Genomic DNA, 23,520 nt, shown 5'->3' on the forward strand with positions numbered 1-23,520 from the left:
AGGAAAGCCAAAGCGGCGGGCCCCACGGGTCGGTGGTGCCAGACACGCTGGCACCACCACCGGGCCTGGCTTCCTCATTCGTATCGGGCGGCCTCTCCCTCTTCGGGGATTGAGTTCAGAATGAACTCGCGCAGGTCGCGATTGGATTGGCGCAGGTCGTCATAGCGCAGGTACATCATGTGGCCGCTGCGGTAGCCCTTGAAGCTCAGGCGGTCGCGCATTTCGCCACTGGGGTCGAGCTGCCACATGCTGTACTTGGCGTCGAAGTAGTTGGTGGCGCCATCGTAGTAGCCGGCCTGGAACAGCACGTTGAGGAAGGGGTTCTGGGCCATGGCCTGGCGCAGGTTTTCGCCCGTCCGATTGTTCTGTCGATCCCAGGGGTGCACCGGCCCGAACATGTTGTACTTGATGTCGGTCTCGTATTCGAGCTCATTGCGGATGTAATGGTTGATGGCTGGTGTGAAGGCATGCAGCCAGGCCGTCAGCTCTGCCCAGTAATCCGGCCGCTCGCCCACGTTCTTGCGGTCGATGCCGAGATAGCGTGAATCCAGCCGCCCCACGGTGCGCCCACGCTCCCGCAGCAGATCCTTCCAGAAGAAGGCCAAATCGATGTCCAGATTGCTGCCCAACACGCTCTCCACGGATAGCCCGGAGTAGCGGGCTACCTGCTCGGCGATTTGCTGGCGCTCGTCTTCGTCAATGAACGCGCCCCGGGCCAATGCCGGCAGATACTCATCCAGAGTGAATTCCTCCACTTTGGGCAGAAGCTCGTAGAGATCCAGGGCCTGCAGATCCTCGCCCAGGGCCTCGTGATACCAGGCCGTGGCGGCAAAATAGGGCAGGCGGTTAGCCGCCTTCACCGGCCCGTCACGGTCGATGCCCATGTCGGTGGGCGAGACCAGGATCACACCGTTAAGGTACATCCACTGGCGGTTCTGAAGCTCCAGGGCCAGGCCGGCGACCCGCGTTGTGCCGTAGCTCTCGCCAATCAGGTACTTGGGCGAGTTCCAGCGTTCATGGCGGGTGACGAAGGTGTTGATCCATTCCGCCAGGTATTCAATATCCTGTTCGACGCCGAAGAAGCGTTCCTTCTGCTCCTCGCGGCTCAGCTTCTCGCCCTCCTCGTCGGGCACCACCCGGGAATACCCGGTATTGATCGGATTCACGAAGACGATATCGGCCACATCGAGCACCGAGTAGGGATTGTCCTTGATCCCATAGGGCTGCACCGGATAACCCTCATCGTCGATCTCCAGCACCCGCGGCCCGGTGTAAGCCACATGCATCCACACCGAGGCCGAGCCCGGCCCGCCATTGAAGGAAATCAGCAGAGGGCGACGGTCCCGATCACGTACATCGGTGCGCTGATAATAGGTGTAGAACAGCGTGGCAATCGGCTTTCCGTCCTCGTCCCACACCGGTTGGGTGCCGGTGGTGGCCGAGTAACGCACCCGCTGCCCTTCAATTCGCATGTCATGCTCGGTGACCACGGCATCATCAATCGCAATGCTGCGCTCACTGGCCAGTGCTGTCGCCGCCAGCAGAAGCAGAAGAACAGCACCCAGTCCTTGATTCAAGATCCGCATACTCACCTCATTTGCAATTGGAAATCACTGAAATCGGCGACCGCCAGCCGACAGGCATCCCGCCTTCGACCGTGTGCGTCGCATTCAGTTCTATGTTCGAGCTGCGCCACCCATCCCGTCATGGGTACCGCTGACCCCATTTACTGGGCCATCCGGAACCGGCACGACACAATTTGCGTGAGAATCCGCCTGGACAATTCAGCTATTCGGATGAACAAGGAAACCAAGGATGAAACGAATTTGCCTGATATTCCTCTTGCTCGCAATGACTGCAACCGCTCATGCGGCAGATCGGCGTTGGCAAGCGGCCATTGAAACAGCGGACCTGGAAGCGGCCCAGCAACTGCTCGCAGATGGCGTTGAAATGAATGTGCACATTCATGGTGTCGAGAGCCGGCATTCCGGTTCAGTTACCACGCCACTGAACTGGATTTTTGAGCAGCGCGATCTAGCCGGCACCTCCCTGCCCTGGACGATGATCGAGGCTGGAGCCGACCCCAACTTCAGCGCACCCGATGGAACCACCCCGCTCTATGTCGTAGCGGCCAAGGGCAATCGGGACGCGGTACGTGATCTGCTTCATTATGATGTGGATGTGAATGCCGCCGCAGAAGGCGGCTGGACGCCAGTGCTGGCGACGGCCAACGGCCAGGGCCTGGGCTCCCACCGCCTGGAGATCCTGCAGCGCCTGGCCGCGGCGGGTGCCGACATGAATGCCCAACAGGAGGATGGCTGGAGTGTGTTGACGCTATTGGCGAATCGGGAAGAAGTGGAACTCATTTACAATCTTCTCGCTGATCGACAAATCGATATTGACCCGAATACCCAGATCAATTCCGGCTGGTCACTGCTTACGATCTACGTCAACCAGAATGACAACCCTCGTTTTCTGCGTCAGATCCTCGATCTCTCCCACCGGGACATTAACGTGAACCTGAAGAACGGTCGTGGCGAGACGGCTCTGGACATCGCCATGATCCGTAATCACACGAATTCGGCGCAGGTGCTTCGTGATCGAGGTGGTTTACAGGGTGCCAATGTGCCCGACGCACCGCCGACCCAGACGGCCTCGACTGAAGAAGAAAGCAGCAGCGGGAGCGGCTGCAGCATCGGGCGGGGTCCGTTCGAATTGCTCGTCCTGGCCCTCGCCGCCCTTCTACTCTCCCGGCGCCGAATGGGCCACATCAAGGCCTGACTCAGAGACTTAAAACAACAGAACCCTGCGTGGTTTTCCACGCAGGGGCAAGCGGGCCATGTCAATACGCATACGACTGAAAGGTGAAATAATGAAAAAGCAGCTCGCCCTTTTGAGCATCTTGCTCAGCCTTGGCCTGACCAGCGCACCGATCAAGGCCGATGGCATCACCGCGACAATGCTCTGGCCGGAAATGTTCCCGCAAGCCAGTCTAGGCTGGTATCGAGACAGTCTGGATCCGGTCATGGATGTACCGTTGAAGCTGTGCGCCCTGAAAACAGATGACACGGAGAAGGAGCGACTGCTGATCGGCTATGCAAACCGTCTAACGTCTAAAGGCTACGCAGGACGGCCAGCAGCAGAACCGGTCACATCATTGGAAACTCTCTACGAGCCACTGTTTCGTTCGGCGCGGCATGGCCATGCCGAGACATTGGAGGAGTTTGAGTCACTTTATCGTCGCGTGCTTCGCCCGATCGGGCCGTTCTTGAGCTGGGAAGGCACCCGAGGACGAACTTCCCCAGAAGGTCATGGGCCTCAGCCATCCGTATTTGAACGCTGCGATGTCTTTATTGGCAGCGAATCGGACGTCACCGCTGTTCGTGACATCGTGCATGAGAGTTTCCTGGTTTTTATTGATGATCCGAATGCGCCCCGTTTCACTCCTGTTACGGACCAAATCTGGCCATTGGGCGAACTGGTGAGCAACAACGAAGCGCTTCAGCTCCATCAATTTGAGACATTCTCCGGTGACCAACGCACGGAGGTGCTTGATAGCTGGGCCAAGGTTACCCAAGGCCTGGAAGATTACGCGACCTTCCAGTTCCGTGAGTCTCTCGACGCCAACAATGACCAGCTGTTTGAGCTGGCGGCTCATGGAGTGAGCAACCCGGCTGAGCGGGATGCATTATTGCAGAGGATGAAAGGCGTGAATTACCCGGGTGGGCAATCCCTTGGGAATATGTTGGCCTTTGTACGCGACGTTTCGGCAGCAGGCTCTGATGAGACTGCAAGGAATCGGCGGGTCGCCAGAGACCAGCAGATCACCGAGGCTGCGGCTGAGAAAGAAGCCCGCCGCCAAGCTGAAGCCGAAGCAGAACGTCAACGGCGTGCGGAAGCTGCGGCTCGCAGACAAGCCGTCCGGGAAGCCCGTGAGGCGGAGTTGAGAAAAACCCATCCCTATGTCGCACGCTTGAGCTGCAGCCCCAGCGGCATGACTGACCATTTGAGGCTGGATGCCTGCTTCATTCCCAGCCACGGTAGCAATCACAGTCGATTGCGTTTGACCAATGACGGGAGAATGGAAATCTTCGAATCCATGGAGGTCTATGCTGCCGGCACCCGTCGGAATGATGGTCTTCACATCGACCTCACACCCAATTTTCACATTCAGGCACAGAATGTTGCTTCCAGCCTAAGCCTTGGCATCGAGATCACCGATCGACGCACCGGGGAAGTAGTCTATGTGAATCGCGTTGGCCAGTTTGGTGTCATCAATATAAGTAATTAAATGCGCATTTGGTGGAAAGGGAGGCGGGAGCCTGCCTTTCCACCAACTCCGAAATCATCGCTCGCTCACTACTGCCGGATTAGCGTAGCTGTGTTCCAGGCGCCTGTTTTGGCGAAGTTTATGTCTTATAGAAGGGCAGAAAGAAACCTCAGACAGACAATTGCCTCGTTTACTGATTCCGACGCAAAACAATACAACGGTGGGCGCCCTTGGCTCTTATCTGGGCTTTTTGTCCCGCACTCCAGTCGCGGCGACGGAATCCGTTGACGCTTCACTTACAGATACGATACGTTCGTAGCTTGAAAGGGCAAACCTGTCGAAAGGCGGGGACGCAAAGCAAACGGTCTAAGGGGACTTCACCCTAGGACAGCGTAGCTACCGTACAACTCAGCATCGCACTCCTTGACCATACTTCCCTTTCTAGCGCCCGAGCACCCCCACCGGTGCAAGGCAAACAGAAGCTCTCCCTCGAGAGAACAAAATGGTAAGGAGACCATGTCAATGATCCGATCCGCAATCACCACCATTTCGGTGCTTTCCGTCCTGGCTATGACTTGCCTGTCCGCGTCGCAAGTAATTGCCTCTCCTCTAAAAGTCAGCAACCCAGAGAAGCTTCCCTATTGGACAGCTGTTTCGGAGAACTGCCCATTCTCGTCAGGAAACACCGGGACACGCACCTCCCTCCATCCGATTCTTACACAACCCCTCGGATATTTCCTACAGAACCGCGAGGGCGAGTATTGAAGAATGGGCTCAAGAATCAATAAAGGGGGAGGACCAATGCCGATTGCCAGGAAAGAACAGGTCTGCCTCGAGGCCACACCCTATTACCATGTGATTTCCCGCTGTGTCCGGCGGGCCTTTCTTTGTGGCATGGACAGGCTCAGCGGCAAATCCTACGAGCACCGCAAGGACTGGATCGTGGAACGGCTCAGCGAGCTTTCCGAGATCTTCGCCATCGATCTTTGCGCTTATGCGGTGATGAGCAATCATTGCCACCTGGTCGTCCGACTCGACCCGGACAGGGCCAATGCCTGGTCCGAGACTGAGATCCTGGAGCGCTGGGAGCGCTTGTTCTCTCTCCCCGTCCTTGTCCAGCGCTATCGCTCGGGCCAAACAACGGGTGAAGCCGAGATAGACGTGGTCCGACGGATCATCGAGACCTGGCGGGAGCGGCTTTCGGATCTTTCCTGGTTCATGCGCTGCCTGAATGAGCACATTGCCCGTCGAGCCAATGCCGAGGATGGCTGCACTGGTCGTTTCTGGGAAGGGCGATTCAAGTCCCAGGCCCTGCTCGATGAGCAGGCCCTGCTTACCTGCATGGCCTATGTGGATCTAAATCCCGTAAGGGCGGGTATCGCCGAAACCCCCGAAAAATCTGATCACACAGCAATTCAGCAGCGGATTCGGGAGGTTCTGGGCAGGGAACCTCGCAGAGATTCGGCCAAATGTCCCCGCCTATTGGATTTTGCCGGCGGCGAGCGCTGGGATGGGCCGGATGGCCTGCCCTTCTATCTTGACGACTATACAGAGCTGGTCGACTGGAGCGGGCGGATTGTTCGTGAGGGCAAGCGCGGGGCCATACCAGAAGATCTTCCGCCGATTCTGGACCGTCTGGAGATCGATGGCCGCACCTGGATGCGCGCCATCCGCCGGGGCCAGAGATTGCAGTTCCATCACGCCGTAGGACGGGCCTCAGCCATACGAGTAGCGGCCGAGCAGTTCGGGCGTGCCTTTTTCAAGGGCCTGAGCTTTGCCCGGCAGTTGTTTCCTGATCCCGGTTAGACCTAGCCGGCTTCCACCATTGAATCTAGCCCATCAATTGCCGCTCAAGGCGAGGCACCCCTGCCCGACTGTAGCCAATCGGGGACGCATTCTCTGTAGCTCAGCGACTGTAACCATGGAATAGCACTCCATTTCTCAGGCGAAACCATTCGCCTCAAACCTCCGCGTTCCCCAAAGGCAGAAAATGAGTACGATGGAGTGGTGGATGTCCTTGTTCTTTCTATCCCGGTCACGCACATCGGTGCGCTGATAATAGGTGTAGAACAGCGTGGCGACGGGCTTGCCGTCCTCGTCCCAGACCGGCTGGGTGCCGGTGGTGGCCGAGTAACGCACGCGCTGCCCTTCAATACGCATGTCATGCTCGGTTACCACCGCATCATCAATGGCAATGCTGCGCTCGCTGGCGAGCGCCGTGCCTGCCAGGAGACTCACGATCAGAAAGACAAGCGACTGTTGAATAATCCGCATGAGAAACCCTTTATGGCTGAATACAGATCAGACCGGCAGACGTCAGGGTCCGCCGGGGCTCCCCGCTTCGACGCATGAATCCACGGAAGGTTCGGTCTGAGAGAGGCTGGCCAGGCTCGACAAATCACGGCGAAGTGAGGAGTTTATGGGTATGTGCGAAAGGAGCGAGACTATTCGCCTCGCTCATCAAGCTGCTTTAGCAATTCCTCATAATATCTGACGAAGAACGTAGTCCTATGCTCCGCGAGCACTTCCAGGAACGTATACCATTGACTGTACAGCCCCGGATACATGGGCTCTCTTTCCATATTCTTCAGGTAATTTCGATAGATCTCATCACATTGAACTTCAATGATGGGGTTCTCGGCATCGCCGGTGGGAGCGTAGTGGGTGGCTCGTGCCCAGAGGCCATCTTTCGCTGGTTGCTTCACTCGGCTGACCCCCATATCACTGCTGATCCATAGATCACCATCGTGCATGAGCATATCGTGGAACACGAAACCGCAGCTGGCCCTCCTCACCGATGCAGCCCGAACTCGCTCCGTCCCCAAATCCACGACGAGTAGACCCTTTGCTGGATACTCACCGATGCACTCCATATTATGGTATGTACCCAGCCACAAATGCTGGCCGTCATGGGCGATGGCATTGACTGAGCTATGCAACAAGGAGGTTGTGCGCCGCACAGTAGGCTCACCGGAATCATCCAACCACCCCCATCCACCGAGATCACCCACGCCCTCTCCGTGATAGAAGCTTAGACCGAAATAGGTTCGGTCATCTTCATGCACACAAGCACCGCCAGATTGCTCCAAGCGCACCACCGGTGGGAGCAGCTGTTTCTCTGTCTCACTCAAGCTCACGGCCGGGAATTCGCAAGAAGCAACATTGCTCCTCTTGCAGCCTCGTTGTCGCCGGCAATCTTTCTTGCCGATCGAACGCCACCCAGCCTCAGGATCGTAAGCAATCGTGGGCCGGTTTTCCATTTGATGGCGTTCAGCTTCCTGCGATAATTCATTGAGATGGCCTGCGGCGGTGCCATTGCCAATGATTGTCGCATGCACAAGCCCATTCTCAACGGAGAGCTCACCCACAGCTGGCAGATGATGGAGGTCATAACAATGTGCTGCCGAATTGGCGGCATGCGTATAGAAAGTCATGGCCAGCGCAAACACAACCATTGAGAGGTATCTGGCGCAACGGCATTCTGCCTCTTTAAAGAACCCACAGCTGGAAAACATCGGCACCCCCTCCCAAAATGAAGTTATTCTCTGAAGTCTGGTTTGCTTGCTCGTCTATTCGACAACGAACCACCGGGGCACCCACCTTTCTCTATCCGTGTAGCTAGCACTTCGCGAAATCAGCAACTAGCCAATATACCTTGCGGGTGTCTCTGTACTTTCCCTGCCCTCTAGCGCTGGAAGACAATCTCGCCATTTACCACGGTCAGCTCAACACCGACGTCCTTCAGCGCCAGCTCATCCACGGCGAAGGGATCCTCTTCCAGTACCACGATGTCGGCCAGCATGCCGGGTTCGAGGCGACCCTTGATGGCTTCATTGCCCTCGGCATAGGCATTGTTGGCGGTATAGGCCCTCAGTGCTGTTTCCAGGTCGATACGCTCCTCCGGGTACCAGCCGCCCTCCGGCTCGCCATCCAGGGCCTTTCGGACCACCGCGGCATAGATGCCCTGCATGGGGTTGGCTGGGTACCAGGAGGCATTGGTCCCGGGCCAGTCGCTGCCAAAGCTCAGCATCACGCCCGCCTCGTGCAAGGTGCGAAAGGCATAGGCCCAGCGGGAGCGGTCCGCGATGCGTTCCTCCATCCAGCGCATGTCGTCGATGGCATGGAAGGGCTGCATTTCCGCGATCAGGCCCATCGCCGCCATGCGCTCGGCCACATCGGCATCACGCAGAACCTGGGTGTGGATGACCCGGAGGCGTCGATCCGCCGGTCCGTTCGCCTCGATCATTTCCTCGTACAGATCCAGCAGATGATCAATGGCCTCGTCGCCGATGGCATGGACCTGGGGCCAGTGACCCGCCGCATCGGCCCCCTTGAGCAATTCCAGCATATTGCCCTCGGGGTACATCATGTCCCGCCACTGCCCGCGGGAATCGATGTGTTCGTAAGACTCGTAGAAGCGGGCGGTGGAATTGCCCATGATCCCGTCCACGAAACCCTTGAGCCCGCCGATCTGAAGCATCGGATCACCGAATCCGTGGGTGATGCCGACCTCGGCCAGGGCCTCCCAGCGGTCCAGGGTGGGGCGGGCATAGACGCGGGTGGTGAGGCGACCTTCCCGGTACAGGTACTGGAAGACCTTGAGCTGTTCCGGCGTGGTGATGTCGTGGATGGTGGTCACGCCCTGCTCGCGCAGCCGCTCCAGGGCCACCTCGGCTTCGGCCAGGCGTTGCTCGAAAGGCTTGTCCGGGACCGTCTCCCGCAGGGCCTCGCCGGCCGAGGGTTCCAGGCGGCCGGTGGGTTCGCCGTCGCGGCATTCCACGCCCTCCGTTTCGCAGTCAAAACCGGCGTGGTCCAGGGCGGCGGGGCTGGCCAGCCACAGGCTCTCGTCCCAGTTCCACAGCAGCACCGGGCGGTCACCGGCAATAGCCTCGACGATCTCGCCATCGGGATAGTAGGCATCCTCCGGGACGTCACCGGCGCCCTGGCCATCGCCGTGCTCCCAGGCTTCATAGGCACCCCACAGCCCACCGGTGATCCAGCTGTCCGCCGGCATCCGCTGGTGGGCCGCCTCAAGCTCGCGGCGAAAGCCCTCGTCATCGGCCACGGGCAGCAGGTTGATGCCCAGCAACAGCTCCCCAGCGCGGTTGAAGTGGGTGTGGTTGTCGATAAAGCCGGGCACGATACGCCCACCCTCGACTTCGATGATCCGGGTTTTCGGCCCCACATGGCCTTGCAGTTCAGGATAGGTACCCACCGCCAGAATCTTCTCGCCGCGCACCGCCACGGCATCGGCTTCAACATCCATGTCCGCAGACCAGACCGGGGCACCGTGGATCAGCAGATCCGCCGCCGGCAACTGGGCGGCCTCCCGCTCTCCACCGGGCTCACAGGCGGCGAGCAAGAGGGCGAATGCAGCCAAAATCTGGCAAATCAACGACGTACAGCGCGGCATGTCAATCTCCTCGCTTGTCGGCGGTCAATCCGATGAAATCAGGCACGATGGATATCAGTGTAGTGCCTTTTTGGAGACTTGATCGACGGGCGTCCGGCTGAGGAAGGGTCAGTCTTCAAAGCCCGCTCTTTTCCTCCCAGGCGGGCCGGCATAACCCGCTGATGGGTATGCCTATCTGGGGCCAGGTGGCGCTCATGCAGAATGCGAGCGCTACTGACGCTTCCGAAATTTGGCTCAACTTGGGATTCGCCGGACGCTATCGCAGTGACCATTTGCTTGATTCTTCCGAAGATTCCTACACTCGTCTGGTCGTGCCCCCCCATCCGCCATTCCCCTCAGCCCTAAGCTGGTAGAGTAGTGGGTGTCCATGTGGGTCTGAGCAATCAGAGTGGCGGCCGAGCAATTCGGCCGAAGCTTCCTGAAGGGACTGGGCTTCGCCAGGACGCTAGTCCCATAACCCGGCTAGGCAAACCCTCATAGCCTAGGAATGACACAGAAACTGCCGTCCAAGGTGGCCTGCCCGCGTCCGCAATAACCCCAACTGGATATTTTTCCGCCACTTTGCCTGCGTCAGGCCCCGTTTAGCACCGCCAAACGACCACTCCACCGACCCTCACGCCACCAGATCATCAACGAATGCGTGTCAGCAGCCAATCTGGGAGATGAATGTCTCGGTTGTTTGTTACAGCACTCAATCTGGGAGGTGGGTGTCGCGGTGATTGATAACGACGATGTCCTCCTGAGTTATCCAAAATCAAACTTAAACCATACTAAGCTGTTCCCCGTATCAACAGAGGATCGTGAGATTTCCTCCAAATGTGAATAATAGTCTTCCCACAGAAGGCTGGAATGGACAAACGAGTCATCAATTCCGCCAGTTTCTCTTTTAGATAAAAGACTGATTATTGAACTAGCACAGACATCAAAATATGCATGCAGATTTTTCACTAGGACACGCAATCCGCCCGGGGTTCCGCTACCGTGAATAATCATATTCCTCGCTCTGTATATCCGCCTAAGCTGCCATTCAATTTTTCCCCAATGAGAAAGCAGTGCGAAACGGATAGTCTTGGCATCTGTCACGAGAGATTCTATCTCGAATATGCGATTTCTAAGGAGAAAGAACTCGCCACAATCTGCTTTTAGCTTTCTCAGATTCTTCTCGTTGCCTTTACTGCTTAGAAGATGCACTAACTTCTCTGTATCACGCTCTCCGTCACATAGGTCAAGATATTTCCGACAAGCACCCTCATCCCATCGAAATAGGTCTTTCCTTAAAAGCTCAAGCTTTGAGGGGAGATATGTCATGAGAAGAATAGGCTTTATAGCTCTCGATATACTTTCTATATGCGACTCATTTCCGCCATTATCCCTTGAAACCAAAGTTTCTAGTGCAGCCCAGAGATTCAATAGCTGCCCTTTATTATCTTCTGCCCGCACGGCTGCCGCATGCAATGCTAAGGCCTGTGTTAATTGCTCCACATCCTTCACCGTTCGCGCACGCACTTGACCAAGGGTGGTGATAGTTCTTGAGATCGCAGAATCAGGGCGAGAATCAGGGCAGCATGTAATTGGCTTAGGAGCCATCTTTATAAGTCGAGATTTTCCAGTTTGCTCATTCTGAACGATCGCCCGTGCGGGTGGGGACAGTGCGCTTTTGTGGTGATAAAAGGCGAGATAGTCAGTAAGACTGGAAGTATAGTCCACCGCTGCTTCATAAGCAGAGTGAACATCCCGAGCGCGAACGGATTCCATCCTTCCATAGGCACCACCATCTTTGACCGTCATCCCATGTTTACGAGCCTCGTCGAGGAGGATAGAGCCTCCCTCACTCTCAACAGTTATGTTGTCCAAACCGCCCTTTTCTATCATCTCGACCATAAGTGAGTTCAATGGGAAAAGGACGGTGTATTGCTGGTACTCAAGTGGAAATAGCGCAAAGTAGTCTCCCACATCTGCGACTTTCGTTATCCCGGCCTTGCGGAGAAAGAAGAATTGTCGAGACTGAGCATACAAATAGGTTTCATGATAACCCAGGTGCATAAGGTTACTAAAATAATGGGAAGCTACCGTTGATATGTCTCGCTTTCGGTCGGCTCTCTGCAATAGCGTCAAAAGGACAACCTCAGAAGCCTGCTTGTAAGCGCTTGGCGTAAGGTGAAGTTTCAATTTTTCTAGATGTGCTCTTCGCGTCCAAGTGCTCGAGTTCTTAAGTGTTTTAGCGATGGTTGACGCGCTATATGGCGCCATCTCTTTAACGACAGGATCGTTTTTAATGCGCAGTGCTAATTCTCGACAAACATGCTCTACATGCTGTTTGTCAATCAAGCCGGCGTTCACGGTATCAATTACATGGATAGCTTCCGCAACAAGACTAGGAACAGCCATAAGCGGGGGCTTGTATCCATCGCTGGTATACTTGAATAATAGCTCTTGTGTTAGTTGCGCAAAGAACGCCAATCCAGAGAGTTTTGACGGGTTTTTCCACGTTGTTAGCCTAGCGTATTGCATGCTTCATCAGCTCCCTGTCGAACATGTCTTTCGACATGCACAAAACTCACCTTTTATAACTTCATTGCCAAGGTTGGAGATGGATGTCTCGGTTATTAGGGTGGCCTGGAGCCCATCGACCCTTCTAACCCAATATCGTTCTCGAGGGTGACAGCGTAATCACCCGTCAGTGACTGGCGTACTCTAGCGCTTCACCGGATCACAGAAGCGTGTGAATAGTCAATTTCCAGTCAGCACCCGGTACGTGCGGCCGTGTCGCCACCCCCCATGCCGCAGCGCGTGCCAGCATCTCTCCAAATCAAAGCTTGCTGCCCCTTGCAAGATGTCTCAGGGGTTGCCATTCTATTCCTGAGGCGGCCTCACATGAGGCGTCCTAACAAAGCTGTCGGGCACTTTCGTGTCATTAGTTTTGTCAGCTTGATCGGCAAGCTCCGCCTCCCGCTCCGCCAAACGCTCTTCTTCCTCTGACACGGGCTTTCTGGATTTTCTGTACTTCGGAGGTGGTGGTGTCCAGGCGCGTAGGTGTTGGCCGATATCACGGTAGAAGGCCGGAAAGGCTTTCTCAATGTCCTCCACCAGCGTTCTAGCGCCGCGGAAACGGCCAGCGAGATCGACCACGCGCATGACTTCCAGTCCGGCAGGCAGGTCGTTCATGCCATCCGGGATCAGCGACTTGGGATCTTCCAGGGCAGTTTCCAGTGGCTGGATGGTATCCGGCGTGCGCCGTGGCCAGGTACAGCGAATCAGGACACCTTTGGCGATATCCGGATTCAACTGGCGGGTGAGCCAGTTGATGGCGGCCGTTGGGCGCTGCTTGTCCTTGGGTGGTTCCAGGCGCATCGACAGATTGATGGTGCGGCGCATGATGTCAGCAGAGAGGTTCACATTGCCGGCCGCATTCGGAATGTCGAACTCGTCTGCGAGGAGCTGGTCTTTGACCAAGCGACCTATGTCATGTTCCAGGCGCTTTGCTGGGTCGTTCGCATGCTTGCGGCGAACACAGACCGAAACCGGCTTTGCCAGTCGGCTGCTGAGCTTGAGTGCCAGATAGCGGCAGAGCTGGTGCCAGTCAGCAACGGCCTCCTGCAGCTTCTCGTCACCCTTCCGGAGCGGCGCACCCTGCTGAACGGTAGCGCACAGATCCTTCCAGGCCGGCCCCATGCGGTCGTATGGCTTGACGCCTGAATTGTCATGCTCGAGGAAGCGAATTAGCTCCTTCAGCACCAGCGCCTGTTCTTCGTCTTCCAGGGTGTCGGAATCGGACAGTACCTGGGCATTGCTTTGCAGGGCCAGCCAGGAGAAATGATAGAGCGAAACAGATCGAGTCTTCTGCTTGTTGACCCGAACCGGGTGATGACTGGGCAGCAACGCGAACTGATTGGAGATGGTGATGACGGCATTCGCGCCCACTTCCCGGGCCAGGTCCAAATAGCGCTCAATCTGGGCGGCCGAGATCTCCTCGTTCTTCACCTTCGCTTCAACCAGCGCCGCCCACTCCTTCTTGCCACTCTGAACGGCCAGCAGCCCATCCGGGCGCGGCAGCTCGGAAGGCTTCTTCCCAAGCACCTTGAAGGTGATTTCCGTCCAGGCGCTCAGCTTCGCCCGCTTGTTCGTCGGTGCCCCAACCTCATCCAGCATCAGATTCGCATAGGCCGGAATCAGGCGGAAAACTGCCAACAACGCCGAAATCGCCCGTGATTCCTTCTGCCGATCACTCCCCACTGGGATCAGCCGAGCCCGCTCCCCCGTCTGAAGCTTATCCAGAACACTTCCATTGCCCATTGTCATCACCGCAAGTCCATGTGATTGGTGGAGAATCCTCCAATCTTGCAATGTTTAAGACTAGCAGAGGATTAGCAAAATGGAGACTCTATGACCATGACAATCCGCTAGGTGGATACGTCCGCTATGCGATCTCTTTGCAATGTTTTCGGCCTAAGACTACCTTAGATGACAGATCAGGTCGGCAAGGAGCGAGTTATGCCTAGGTTAATGGACTGGAAAAGACTGCTATCCTCGCAGCGCTTCAAGGATGGTGGTCGCCTCAGACCCGCCCACGAAGGGCTCCCATCTGCCCGTACCGTGTTCCACAAGGATCATGACCGCTTGGTCTTCTCCCATGCATTCCGGCGCCTGGGACGAAAGACTCAAGTACACCCGATGTCGAAAAATGATCATATACACACACGATTGACGCACACCATTGAGGTAGGGTCCGTTGGGCGCTCATTAGGCTCAGAAATTGGGGGCTGGCTCGAAGATAATGGGGTGCTTCCCAATGACTTCAATCATGCCGATATTGGGGTTATCACGCAGGCGGCCTGTTTGGCTCACGACATCGGAAACCCACCATTCGGACATGCGGGAGAAGAGGCGATAAAGGACTGGTTCAAAGAAAACAAAGGACTTATAAAGGATCAGCTCTCCGAGGATGAACTAAACGATTTCACAAAGTTTGATGGGAATGCGCAAGGTCTCCGAACAATAACAACAATTGAAAACCACCTCTTTGATGGTGGCCTTAGACTTACACTTCCCACGATAGCTACAAGCATAAAATATCCGTGGAACTCATCTCACGCAAAGACGAAAGATAAGTTCAGCGTATTTCGTGATCAATTCGATGTGTTCTCTCGAGTAGCCAACGAGCTCGGTCTCATAGACCAAGGGGATGGGAAGTTCTGCAGGCACCCGCTTTGTTTTCTAGTCGAGGCAGCAGATGACATCTGCTATGCAATCATGGATCTGGAGGATGGTGTAGAACTAGAGCTTCTTACATTTAAGGAACTATATGATGTTTTTGAGGGCTTAACATCAGACTCGTATGATGATCTTATGACCGAACATATTTCGGATCGTCGCCGAATCGCACGGCTGCGTGGTGCAGCAATGCAGTCAATGATCGATCATGCGGTTAGAAGTTTTAAAGAGCATTATGAATCGATCATGGCCGGGGAGTTTTCGGACAACCTCGTGGAGTGCGGGAAAGGTGTGACACCAGAGGCCATCTCCGCTGCAAAGAATGCAGCCCGGAATCGTGTCTTTACGGCATCTAGAAAAACCCAACTTGAGATAGGCTCCTTCTCATCAATCGGAGTTTTACTAACGGCGTTTGTCAAAGCCATAGTGGAACTACATGATAGAGGGGAAGACGCTATGTCTTTTCGTAACAAGCGAATTCTAGAGTCAATGGGAGCGAACAAGCCCCCACGATCCTGGACTTTCTACGATTCATTGTTGCGTGTAACTGATGTTATTAGCGGGATGACCGACGACCATGCCACTTTCTTGGCTGGGCAGTTGTCCGGTTATGGAAAATAAGGGGACTTTAGAACCCCGCGGAATACGCACACCTTCTCCGGTCTTGGTGGCAGAACCCCAATATTGGCCACAGCACTCCCTAAAGTGGTAGGCATTCTTGCAGCAATTTAGAACATCAACCCTCACTGGATCTTAGGGCCAGTACTTCCTGTGCCATTTCTGCTTGCGCGGGAACGATCTTTTTTTCCTCTCTTCCTTGACCATTTCTTCTTGGAAGCCTTCTTCTTGGAAGCCTTCTTCTTGGAAGCCTTCTTCTTGGAAGCCTTCTTCTTGGAAGCCTTCTTCTTGGAAGCCTTCTTCTTGGAAGCCTTCTTCCTGGAAGCCTTCTTCCTGGAAGCCTTCTTCCTGGAAGCCTTCTTCCTGGAAGCCTTCTTCCTGGAAGCCTTCTTCCTGGAAGCCTTCTTCCTGGAAGCCTTCTTCTTGGAAACAATCATAGCCCACCCAATACTCAAGAAATCAACATCAAAACACAGCCAACAGCTTGCTTGAGATAGCCACACATACCTGAGCTCGTCTACTGACGATGCCTAACTGACTGTCGGAGACGCATTAGGAACAAACGATAACACCTATTAAAACCAACAACCCGACTAAACAGGAAACATGCTTCGTCCAAAAAAAGAAAATGGCAGGATAGTTGAGCCAAGCAGGGAACGACGAGGATCGGCTTCCACTCGCATTCGAGTGCCCACTATCCTCGCTAACTTCGGTAGTTCTGGCATACCAACCCCACACAAGGGAAGCAGTCAGATAATGAATAACATCTAACAGCAGTGCCAATAAAAATGGAACGATGACCCACTGATGCTGCGCTGATGTCATCGAGTCATTGCTCGAGAGAGAATCAGGAATAAACGCCCATGCCGCGATTAGCCCGGCTAGACTAACCTGTCTAGCTGCAGAACTCGCCGAAGCGGAGAATCCGTAATAAGCCTCACGTGCTTTGTCAACGGTCGACATTATCTTCTTTCTGGCTTCTTAGGTCCGGTGCTATTGGTATCACGGCGCTTGTTCGGGGTAGGCCTCAATGGCTTCCCGGGCTTACGCGATGACCCAGGGTCAGTTGGCTCATTCTCGGCGGGGTTTCGATCAGTCATAGCTATAACTCGCAAATAGTATGTGAGGGATACCAAACTCGAAAGTGCTTAAATAACCTACTCCTAGGAAAACCGAACACCCCAGAAACCGTAAATGGTGGGCCCGACCTCCTCGCTTGAGTTACTCACTTAGCACTGAGAGCGCACTCAGCTTCCGAGAGACAAGGCGCGGCGGCCCCACCCGCGCGGAGCTTACATTGAGTAAGTGAGCACGGATGGGGCCGCTGCAACGCCGTATCTCGGGAGCTGATGCGTTCTCAGCCGCATTTTGAGTCGCCGCACGACAGGCAGGTAAGACACCCATCCATCATAACCACCGCCGCCGTATTGCACTTAGTGCAAAGCTGCGCCCCGGCCGGAAAGCCGCCGTTGTCTTCCTTCGCCGTATTCTCCGCAAAGGCATCCTTCTGCCCTTGCGCCGCTTCATACTCGGCCCGCTTCTGTTCAACCAGCTTCCGCTGGTGCTCGTCCAGCTCGGCGGGCTGGATCATGCCGATCTTGGTGAGGTGCTTTTCGATGACTTCGCCGATTTCTGCAATCAGGGAAGGCATGAATTTGCCGCCGGGCTTCCAGTAGCCGCCTCTTGGATCAAACACGGCCTGGAGCTCTTCCACCAGGAAGGTGACGTCGCCGCCTTTGCGGAACACGGCGGAGATCACTCGGGTGAGGGCCACGATCCACTGGTAGTGGTCGAGGTTCTTGGAGTTGATGAAGATCTCGAAGGGGCGGCGGACTTCCTGTTCGGTGCCCTGGTTCAGGATGATGTCGTTGATGGTGATGTACATGGCGTGGTCGGCCACGGGGGGCTTGACCTTGTAGGTGGAGCCGATGAGTTCATCGGGGCGCTCCAGGGTTTCGGTCATGTGCACCACGTTGCCTTCGCGGCGGAATTCGCCGTGGGCTTCGGCCGGGGCTTTTTCGGCGGTGGTGGCTTCGTTCTTTGCTTCGTCTTCGGGCTTTTTGATGCCGTAGGAGACGATTTTTTTGTTGATTTTGACGGTCATGGGTCTTTCCTCTTCAATCTGTTCTGGTGCCGGAGTCTTCGAGGCTGAAGCCTCTCCCACACCATTTGTTGGTTTTGGGGGCATCCGCCTTCGCAGCGGATGCCCCTGCCACAGCGGTCCGCCTTAGAAGCGGCCGTAGTAGCCTTCCTTGATCGCGTCGTAGAGGTTGGCGGCGGTGTGGGTTTCGCCGTCGTATTCGATCTCTTCGTCGCCTTTGACTTCCACCGTGCTGCCGTCTTCCAGGGTGAAGGTGTAGGTGGTGTTCTTGAGGTCGTCCTCGCGCACCAGCACGCCCTGGAAGGCTTCCGGGTTGAAGCGGAAGGTGGTGCAGCCCTTGAGGCCATTCTCGTAGGCGTAGAGATAGATGCCCTTGAAGTCTTCGTAGTCGTAGTCCGTGGGCACGTTGGCGGTCTTGGAGATGGAGGAATCCACCCACTTCTGGGCCGCGGACTGCATGTCCACGTGCTGCACCGGGGTGATTTCCTCGGCGGTGATGAAGTACTCCGGCAGACGCTCATCGTCCTGCTCGGTGGTGGGCATGGCCCTGGGGTTGATCAGTTCCCGGTAGGCCAGCAGCTCGAAGCTGAACACGTCCACCTTTTCCTTGGACTTCTTGCCTTCGCGGATCACGTTGCGGAAGTAGTGATGGGCGAAGCTGGGCTCAATGCCGTTGGAGGCATTGTTGGCCAGGGACAGTGAGATGGTGCCCGTGGGCGCGATGGAGCTGTGGTGGGTGAAGCGCGCGCCCTTTTCCGCCAGCTGCTTGACCAGCTCGGGGTTTTCCTCGGCGATCTTCTGCATGTAGCGGCTGTACTTGGCGTGCAGCAGGCGGCCGGGGATCTTCTGGCCCACCTTCCAGCCGTCGCGCTTCATTTCCGGGCGCTTGCGCAGCATTTCCTCGCTCACGGCAAACTCTTCCACCATGATCGGCGCCGGGCCCTTTTCCTCGGCCAGTTCGAGACCGGCCTCCCAGCCGGCCAGGGCGAGTTCCTTGGCCACCTTGTCGGTGAAGTCCACGGACTCGGGGCTGCCGTACTTCATGCGCATCATGGTGACGGTGGAGCCCAGGCCCAAAAAGCCCATGCCGTGGCGACGCTTGCGGCGGATCTCGCCTTCCTGCTGGGAAAGCGGCAGGCCGTTGATCTCGACCACGTTATCCAGCATGCGGGTGAAGGTCTTGACCACTTCCTTGTAGTTGTCCCAGTCGAAGCGGGCCTTGTCGGTGAAGGGATCCAGCACGAACTTGGTCAGGTTCACCGAACCCAGCAGACACGACCCATACGGCGGCAGGGGCTGCTCGCCACAGGGGTTGGTGGCGCGGATGTCTTCGCAGAACCAGTTGTTGTTCTGCTCATTGACCTTGTCGATCAGGATGAAGCCCGGCTCGGCGTAGTCGTAGGTGGAGTTCATGATCATGTCCCACAGGCGCCGGGCGGGAATGGTCTTGTAGATCTTGCAGGCCACCAGTTTGGATTCATTGCTGACGTAGCCATCGGTCTGCGGCCATTCGCGCCAGACCACCTGTTCGGGGTCGTTGACGTCGATGCCGTCGAGCTCCACTTCCTTCTCGGTGACCGGGAAGGCCAGCTTCCAATCGGTATCGCTCTTCACCGCTTCCATGAATTCCTCGGTGATGAGCAGGGAGAGGTTGAACTGGCGCAGGCGGCCGTCTTCGCGCTTGGCGCGAATGAAGTCCATCACGTCCGGGTGGCCGATGTCGAAGGTGCCCATCTGGGCGCCGCGACGGCCACCGGCGGAGGAGACGGTGAAGCACATGCGGTCGTAGATATCCATGAAGGACAGGGGGCCGGAGGTGTAGGCGCCGGCGCCGGAGACATAGGCACCCTTGGGCCGCAGGGTGGAGAACTCATAGCCGATGCCGCAGCCGGCCTTGAGGGTCAGCCCCGCCTCGTGCACCTTGCCGAGGATGTCGTTCATGGAGTCGCGGATGGTGCCGGACACCGTGCAGTTGATGGTGGAGGTGGCCGGTTTGTGATCCTGGGCGCCAGCATTGGAGATGATGCGCCCGGCCGGGATGGCGCCCTGGCGCAGGGCCCAGAGGAAACGCTCATACCAGTGTTCGCGGTCCTTCGGGGCCTCCACTTCGGCCAGGGCCTTGGCGACACGCTTGTAGGTATCGTCCACGGTTTCATCGAGGACGGTGCCATCCTTGGTTTTCAGGCGATACTTTTTATCCCAGATGTCCACGGACGCGTCCTGGACCGGAATCGCCTTGACTGCTGCCTTGTCGACCTTAAGCGCGCTGCTCATGCTGCCTCCTGAAAAATGATGTCATGCCCCGGTCGCGGCGGCGCGCCAAAAGATGCGCACAGCCCTGGCGCCCTGCGCCGGGTTTCTTGGTTATGCCTGCAGGTTGGACTTTTGCCCTACCCCCTCTGTTCGGCCCGGGACCGCTGCCGCGGCGGGGCCTTCGCGCTGATTCCCTCAACGGCAGGACCCGCTCAGACGGGATTGGCCCTGCCCCACGGCCCGTCCCTGTGCCAGTGGATAAGTCTGTGGAAAAGCTGGGGACGGTTGACCACAACATCTTGTGGCGAACTTTGCTAAGCGTAGGCAGCGGGCGGGATTCTGTCAAGAAATTTGATAAGGCTTTATTTTATCATGAAAACAATAACTTGGCACGTCTTGACAGGCTATATACGGCTTTTCCCGCGGAGGAAATTTTTCCGCCCCGGAGCGTGGAGCCGGCCCTGGAGGCCCAATATATTGTGTTTGGGGGTCAAAATCCGATCGCCGGAATCTCGCCGCCTACCTGGAAAGCGTCAATTTCTCCACGATCGAGTCTTGAAATCGGGTGGACAGCCCCTATTTCGACGGTAAGACGAGACGGTTCCCCATGCACGGTTTTCGAACATTCTCAAACACAGTGATTGGCAAGACAGCCAGGAGGTGCAACATGGCAATGAACATTTCCCACTATCGTCGCCGCCCCTGGAGCCTGATGAACCAGCTCCAGAACGAACTCAACACCATCTTTGACGGCGTGCCCGGCTACGAGGCCGAGAACGGCGAGGTGTCCGACTGGGCCCCGGCCGTGGACATCCGCGAGGAAGCCGAACGCTTCGTGCTGCATGCGGATGTGCCCGGCGTGGATCCCAAGGACATCGAGATCACCATGGAAAACGGCACCCTGACCATCAGCGGTCAGCGCCATGACAGCAAGGAAGAACAGAAGGAAGGTTATCGCCGGGTGGAACGCGTGTCCGGCCAGTTCTTCCGGCGCTTCGTGCTGCCCGACAGCGCCGATGCCGAGAGCATCAGCGCCCAGAGCAAGAACGGCGTGCTGGAAGTGGTGATTCCAAAGCAGGCGAAGGTGCAGCCGCGCCGCATCGAGGTGAAGGGCTGACCGCTGCTCGCCGTCACGGCAACGCCGCAAGCTGCTGCCCGGGCCCTGCCCGGGCAGTTTACGTTGGGCCCACCGCGGCGGCGGTGCCACCGCCTGCGGCGAGACGGTAGTCAGGCGCCCGAAAACGCGCCAGAATCGGGGGTCAGAAGCGCTCGATGCGGGGGGAACCACCGGCTCGGGCCAAGGTCTCTCTTAGGCAGGCTCGGTGCTTTGTGCTCGCCAGCACCGGATGCCGGGGGAAGAGGCCGGATCGGCTGCGGCCGGTTCCCGGTCATTGACTTGTCATAAGGGATTTTTGCCAACTCACCAGAGGGAGTGCGTTTCCATGAGTGGAAGTATCCTGCGCAAGGGAGCAGGCATTTTCTTGCTGGCCACAGCGGTGGCAACACCGGCGGCGGCCATGGCGCAATTGCCGGCAACGGACGGGGAGGGCCGCGCCCTGCCCTCGCTGGCCCCCATGATCGACGAGGTGTCGCCGGCGGTGGTGAACATCTCCACCCGCAGCACGGTGGAGGTGCAACGCCACCCCTTTGCCAACGACCCCTTCTTCCGCCGCTTCTTCGACATCCCCGATCAGCCCCGTGAGCGCGAGACCCAGAGCCTGGGTTCCGGGGTGATCGTGGATGCCGCCGATGGCATCATCATCACCAATCATCACGTGATCCAGAATGCGGATCAGATCACCGTTCGCCTGCACGACAACCGCACCTATGAGGCAGAAGTGGTGGGCTCGGACGAGCAGACCGACGTGGCGGTGATCCGCATCGACGCCAATGATTTGAAGCAGATCCGCCTGGCCGATTCCGACAACGTGCGGGTGGGTGATTTCGTGGTGGCCATTGGCAACCCCTTTGGTCTGGATCACACCGTCACCTCGGGCATCGTGTCCGGCCTGGGCCGTGCCCTGCAGGGCGGCGACAACCGCATCCAGGACTTCATCCAGACCGACGCGGCCATCAACCCCGGCAACTCCGGCGGCGCACTGGTCACCCTGGACGGGCGGCTGGCCGGCATCAACACGGCGATTCTGTCCGGCCGGGGCGGCAATATCGGCATTGGCTTTGCCATCCCCACCAATCTGGCCAAGGGCATCATGGAACAGATTCGCGAGGATGGCCGGGTGCGGCGCGGACGTCTGGGCGTGCAGGTGCAGAACCTGACGCCGGACATTGCGGATGCCATGGGCATTGATCGTCGTGACGGCGCCCTGGTGACCCAGGTGGCACCCAACTCCGCCGCCGAGGAAGCCGGCCTGAAGGAAGGCGATGTGATCATCCGCGTCAATGAACGCAGCATCACCAGCATCCGTGAACTGGTCACGCGCATCGGCCTGATGCGTGTGGGCGAGGAAGTGGAGCTGGAAGTGCTGCGCGAGGACGAGCGCAAGCGCCTCCGCGCCCGTATCAGCGACCCGGAAGACACCACGGTGGAAGCCGAGGATCTGCACCCCAAACTGTCCGGGGCCACCTTCACCGAGCTGGATGAGCGTTCACCGCTGTTCGGCCGCGTGGAAGGCGTGCTGGTGGAGGATGTGGAGAACCGCAGCGCGGCCGCCCGGCACCTGCGGCCCGGAGATGTGATCACCTCGGTCAATCGCCAGCGCGTGCGCAATCTCAGCGAAATGGCCGAGGCGGTGCGGGATGCCGATGCCCTGGTGCTGAACGTGCGCCGGGGTGAGGGTGCGCTTTATGTGTTGATTCGATAAGCGTTTCGAGTTTTGTTTCAGGAAGGCCCTGCCAGCGGGAGTTGGTGGGGCTTTTTTTTGAGTGCTGAGTGCTGAGTGTTGAGTGCTGAGTGTTGAGTGCTGAGTGTTGAGTGCTGAGTGTTGAGTGCTGAGGGGGCGTTAGAAGATGCCGGGGCGCTCAGCTCTGGGGGGCTTCGACAGTGAGGTGTGAGGGGTGAGGCGTGAGGTGAAAGGCGGGGCGCCTTTGGCGCCCGGTGGCTGGCCATTGGCCAGCCTGATTCGCGCGCAGCGCGGAAGCCGAAGGCTTCGGGTTTTCACCTCACGCCTCACGCCTTACACCTCACGTTCGGAGCCGAATGACTCGCGGTGCCACCCTCCACCCGCTAACGGCTCCGAGAAGCGCTCATCGAGGTTGAAGCCTCTCCCACAGGCGCGGCATCTTCTAGCGCCGCCTTCCGATTCGCGATTTTCCGTTCAACCAAGTTGAGCGGCGGATTCCGGCCATTGCGCGGATGAATCCGCGCCTACAGGGGGCATAGAGTAGCGGCGTGCCAACCGGGTGATTGATATCGCGGCTGAAAGCCGCTCCCACAATGGGGCTCCGAGCGAGGTTCGCGGCAGATTCAATGTCCCGCCGATCAGGTGGGAGGGCGAGTGGCTGGGTGGCTGTGGCGCGCTCTCGCGCCGGCCTGGACTGAAGGGCGTAGCAGCGCTACGGCCTGAGGGAAGGCCAAGCGAGAGCGTGTCACAGACAGCCAGACACCGGCCAGCGTGATGCCGTCTGCCTGCACCACATCCAACTCAAAGCCACTGAACTTCGATCATGCACGGGCTCCCTTACGGGAGCGGTCCT

15 protein-coding genes and 1 riboswitch are annotated in these 23,520 nt (G+C 57.4%); of the genes, 6 read left to right on the forward strand and 9 right to left on the reverse strand.

The annotated features are described in order from the left end of the window. Window positions 1–74: 74 nt before the first annotated feature. Window positions 75–1,586 carry a S10 family peptidase gene (locus RBH19_RS13215; protein ID WP_306729328.1) on the reverse strand — a complete coding sequence of 504 codons (1,512 nt, stop codon included), beginning with the start codon at window positions 1,584–1,586 and terminating at the stop codon, window positions 75–77. A gap of 229 nt (window positions 1,587–1,815) precedes the next feature. Between RBH19_RS13215 and RBH19_RS13220 the strand changes: the two genes are divergently transcribed. The 3 genes from RBH19_RS13220 (at window position 1,816) to RBH19_RS13230 (ending at window position 6,076) form a co-directional block, all read left to right on the forward strand. Next, window positions 1,816–2,781, forward strand: a complete 966-nt coding sequence (locus tag RBH19_RS13220) for an ankyrin repeat domain-containing protein (protein WP_306729329.1) — start codon at window positions 1,816–1,818, stop codon at window positions 2,779–2,781. A gap of 91 nt (window positions 2,782–2,872) precedes the next feature. Next, complete coding sequence (locus tag RBH19_RS13225) at window positions 2,873–4,291, forward strand: hypothetical protein (RefSeq protein WP_306729330.1); 1,419 nt, start codon at window positions 2,873–2,875, stop codon at window positions 4,289–4,291. Window positions 4,292–4,587: 296 nt separating this feature from the next. Then, window positions 4,588–4,674: riboswitch (cyclic di-GMP riboswitch) on the forward strand. A gap of 397 nt (window positions 4,675–5,071) precedes the next feature. Then, on the forward strand, window positions 5,072–6,076 hold the full coding sequence (locus RBH19_RS13230) for a transposase (protein ID WP_306729331.1): 1,005 nt from the start codon (window positions 5,072–5,074) through the stop codon (window positions 6,074–6,076). Window positions 6,077–6,211: 135 nt separating this feature from the next. On the opposite strand, the gene RBH19_RS13235 is transcribed toward RBH19_RS13230, so the two are convergent. From RBH19_RS13235 to RBH19_RS13255, 5 genes are all read right to left on the reverse strand, one after another. Further along, window positions 6,212–6,544: a hypothetical protein gene (locus RBH19_RS13235; RefSeq protein ID WP_306729332.1), complete on the reverse strand. Its 333-nt coding sequence runs from the start codon at window positions 6,542–6,544 to the stop codon at window positions 6,212–6,214. A gap of 170 nt (window positions 6,545–6,714) precedes the next feature. Then, entirely contained in the window at window positions 6,715–7,725 is a 1,011-nt protein-coding gene (locus tag RBH19_RS13240; protein ID WP_306729333.1) for a hypothetical protein, read from the reverse strand. 230 nt (window positions 7,726–7,955) lie between these two features. Next, complete coding sequence (locus RBH19_RS13245; RefSeq protein WP_306729334.1) at window positions 7,956–9,683, reverse strand: amidohydrolase; 1,728 nt, start codon at window positions 9,681–9,683, stop codon at window positions 7,956–7,958. Window positions 9,684–10,427: 744 nt separating this feature from the next. Further along, on the reverse strand, window positions 10,428–12,194 hold the full coding sequence (locus tag RBH19_RS13250; RefSeq protein ID WP_306729335.1) for a hypothetical protein: 1,767 nt from the start codon (window positions 12,192–12,194) through the stop codon (window positions 10,428–10,430). Between the two features lie 342 nt (window positions 12,195–12,536). After that, window positions 12,537–13,982: a hypothetical protein gene (locus tag RBH19_RS13255; RefSeq protein WP_306729336.1), complete on the reverse strand. Its 1,446-nt coding sequence runs from the start codon at window positions 13,980–13,982 to the stop codon at window positions 12,537–12,539. A gap of 162 nt (window positions 13,983–14,144) precedes the next feature. Between RBH19_RS13255 and RBH19_RS13260 the strand changes: the two genes are divergently transcribed. After that, window positions 14,145–15,515: a deoxyguanosinetriphosphate triphosphohydrolase gene (locus RBH19_RS13260; protein ID WP_306729337.1), complete on the forward strand. Its 1,371-nt coding sequence runs from the start codon at window positions 14,145–14,147 to the stop codon at window positions 15,513–15,515. A gap of 132 nt (window positions 15,516–15,647) precedes the next feature. Here RBH19_RS13260 and RBH19_RS13265 read toward each other — a convergent pair whose 3' ends face one another. From RBH19_RS13265 to RBH19_RS13275, 3 genes are all read right to left on the reverse strand, one after another. Then, the gene (locus RBH19_RS13265; protein WP_306729338.1) at window positions 15,648–15,956 is read right to left on the reverse strand and encodes a hypothetical protein; all 309 of its coding nucleotides are present in this window, start codon (window positions 15,954–15,956) and stop codon (window positions 15,648–15,650) included. A gap of 913 nt (window positions 15,957–16,869) precedes the next feature. Continuing rightward, the gene (locus RBH19_RS13270; protein WP_306729339.1) at window positions 16,870–17,616 is read right to left on the reverse strand and encodes a TSCPD domain-containing protein; all 747 of its coding nucleotides are present in this window, start codon (window positions 17,614–17,616) and stop codon (window positions 16,870–16,872) included. Between the two features lie 123 nt (window positions 17,617–17,739). Then, the gene (locus RBH19_RS13275) at window positions 17,740–19,887 is read right to left on the reverse strand and encodes an adenosylcobalamin-dependent ribonucleoside-diphosphate reductase (protein ID WP_306729340.1); all 2,148 of its coding nucleotides are present in this window, start codon (window positions 19,885–19,887) and stop codon (window positions 17,740–17,742) included. 658 nt (window positions 19,888–20,545) lie between these two features. On the opposite strand from RBH19_RS13275, the gene RBH19_RS13280 reads away from it, so the two are divergent. Both RBH19_RS13280 and RBH19_RS13285 read left to right on the forward strand, forming a co-directional pair. Beyond that, window positions 20,546–20,983: an Hsp20/alpha crystallin family protein gene (locus tag RBH19_RS13280; protein WP_374728980.1), complete on the forward strand. Its 438-nt coding sequence runs from the start codon at window positions 20,546–20,548 to the stop codon at window positions 20,981–20,983. A gap of 340 nt (window positions 20,984–21,323) precedes the next feature. Continuing rightward, a complete protein-coding gene (locus RBH19_RS13285; protein WP_306729343.1) occupies window positions 21,324–22,688 on the forward strand; it encodes a DegQ family serine endoprotease in 1,365 nt (454 codons plus the stop codon). Window positions 22,689–23,520 lie beyond the last annotated feature (832 nt).

It is taken from the genome of Natronospira bacteriovora (assembly GCF_030848495.1).
GTDB lineage: Bacteria > Pseudomonadota > Gammaproteobacteria > Natronospirales > Natronospiraceae > Natronospira > Natronospira bacteriovora.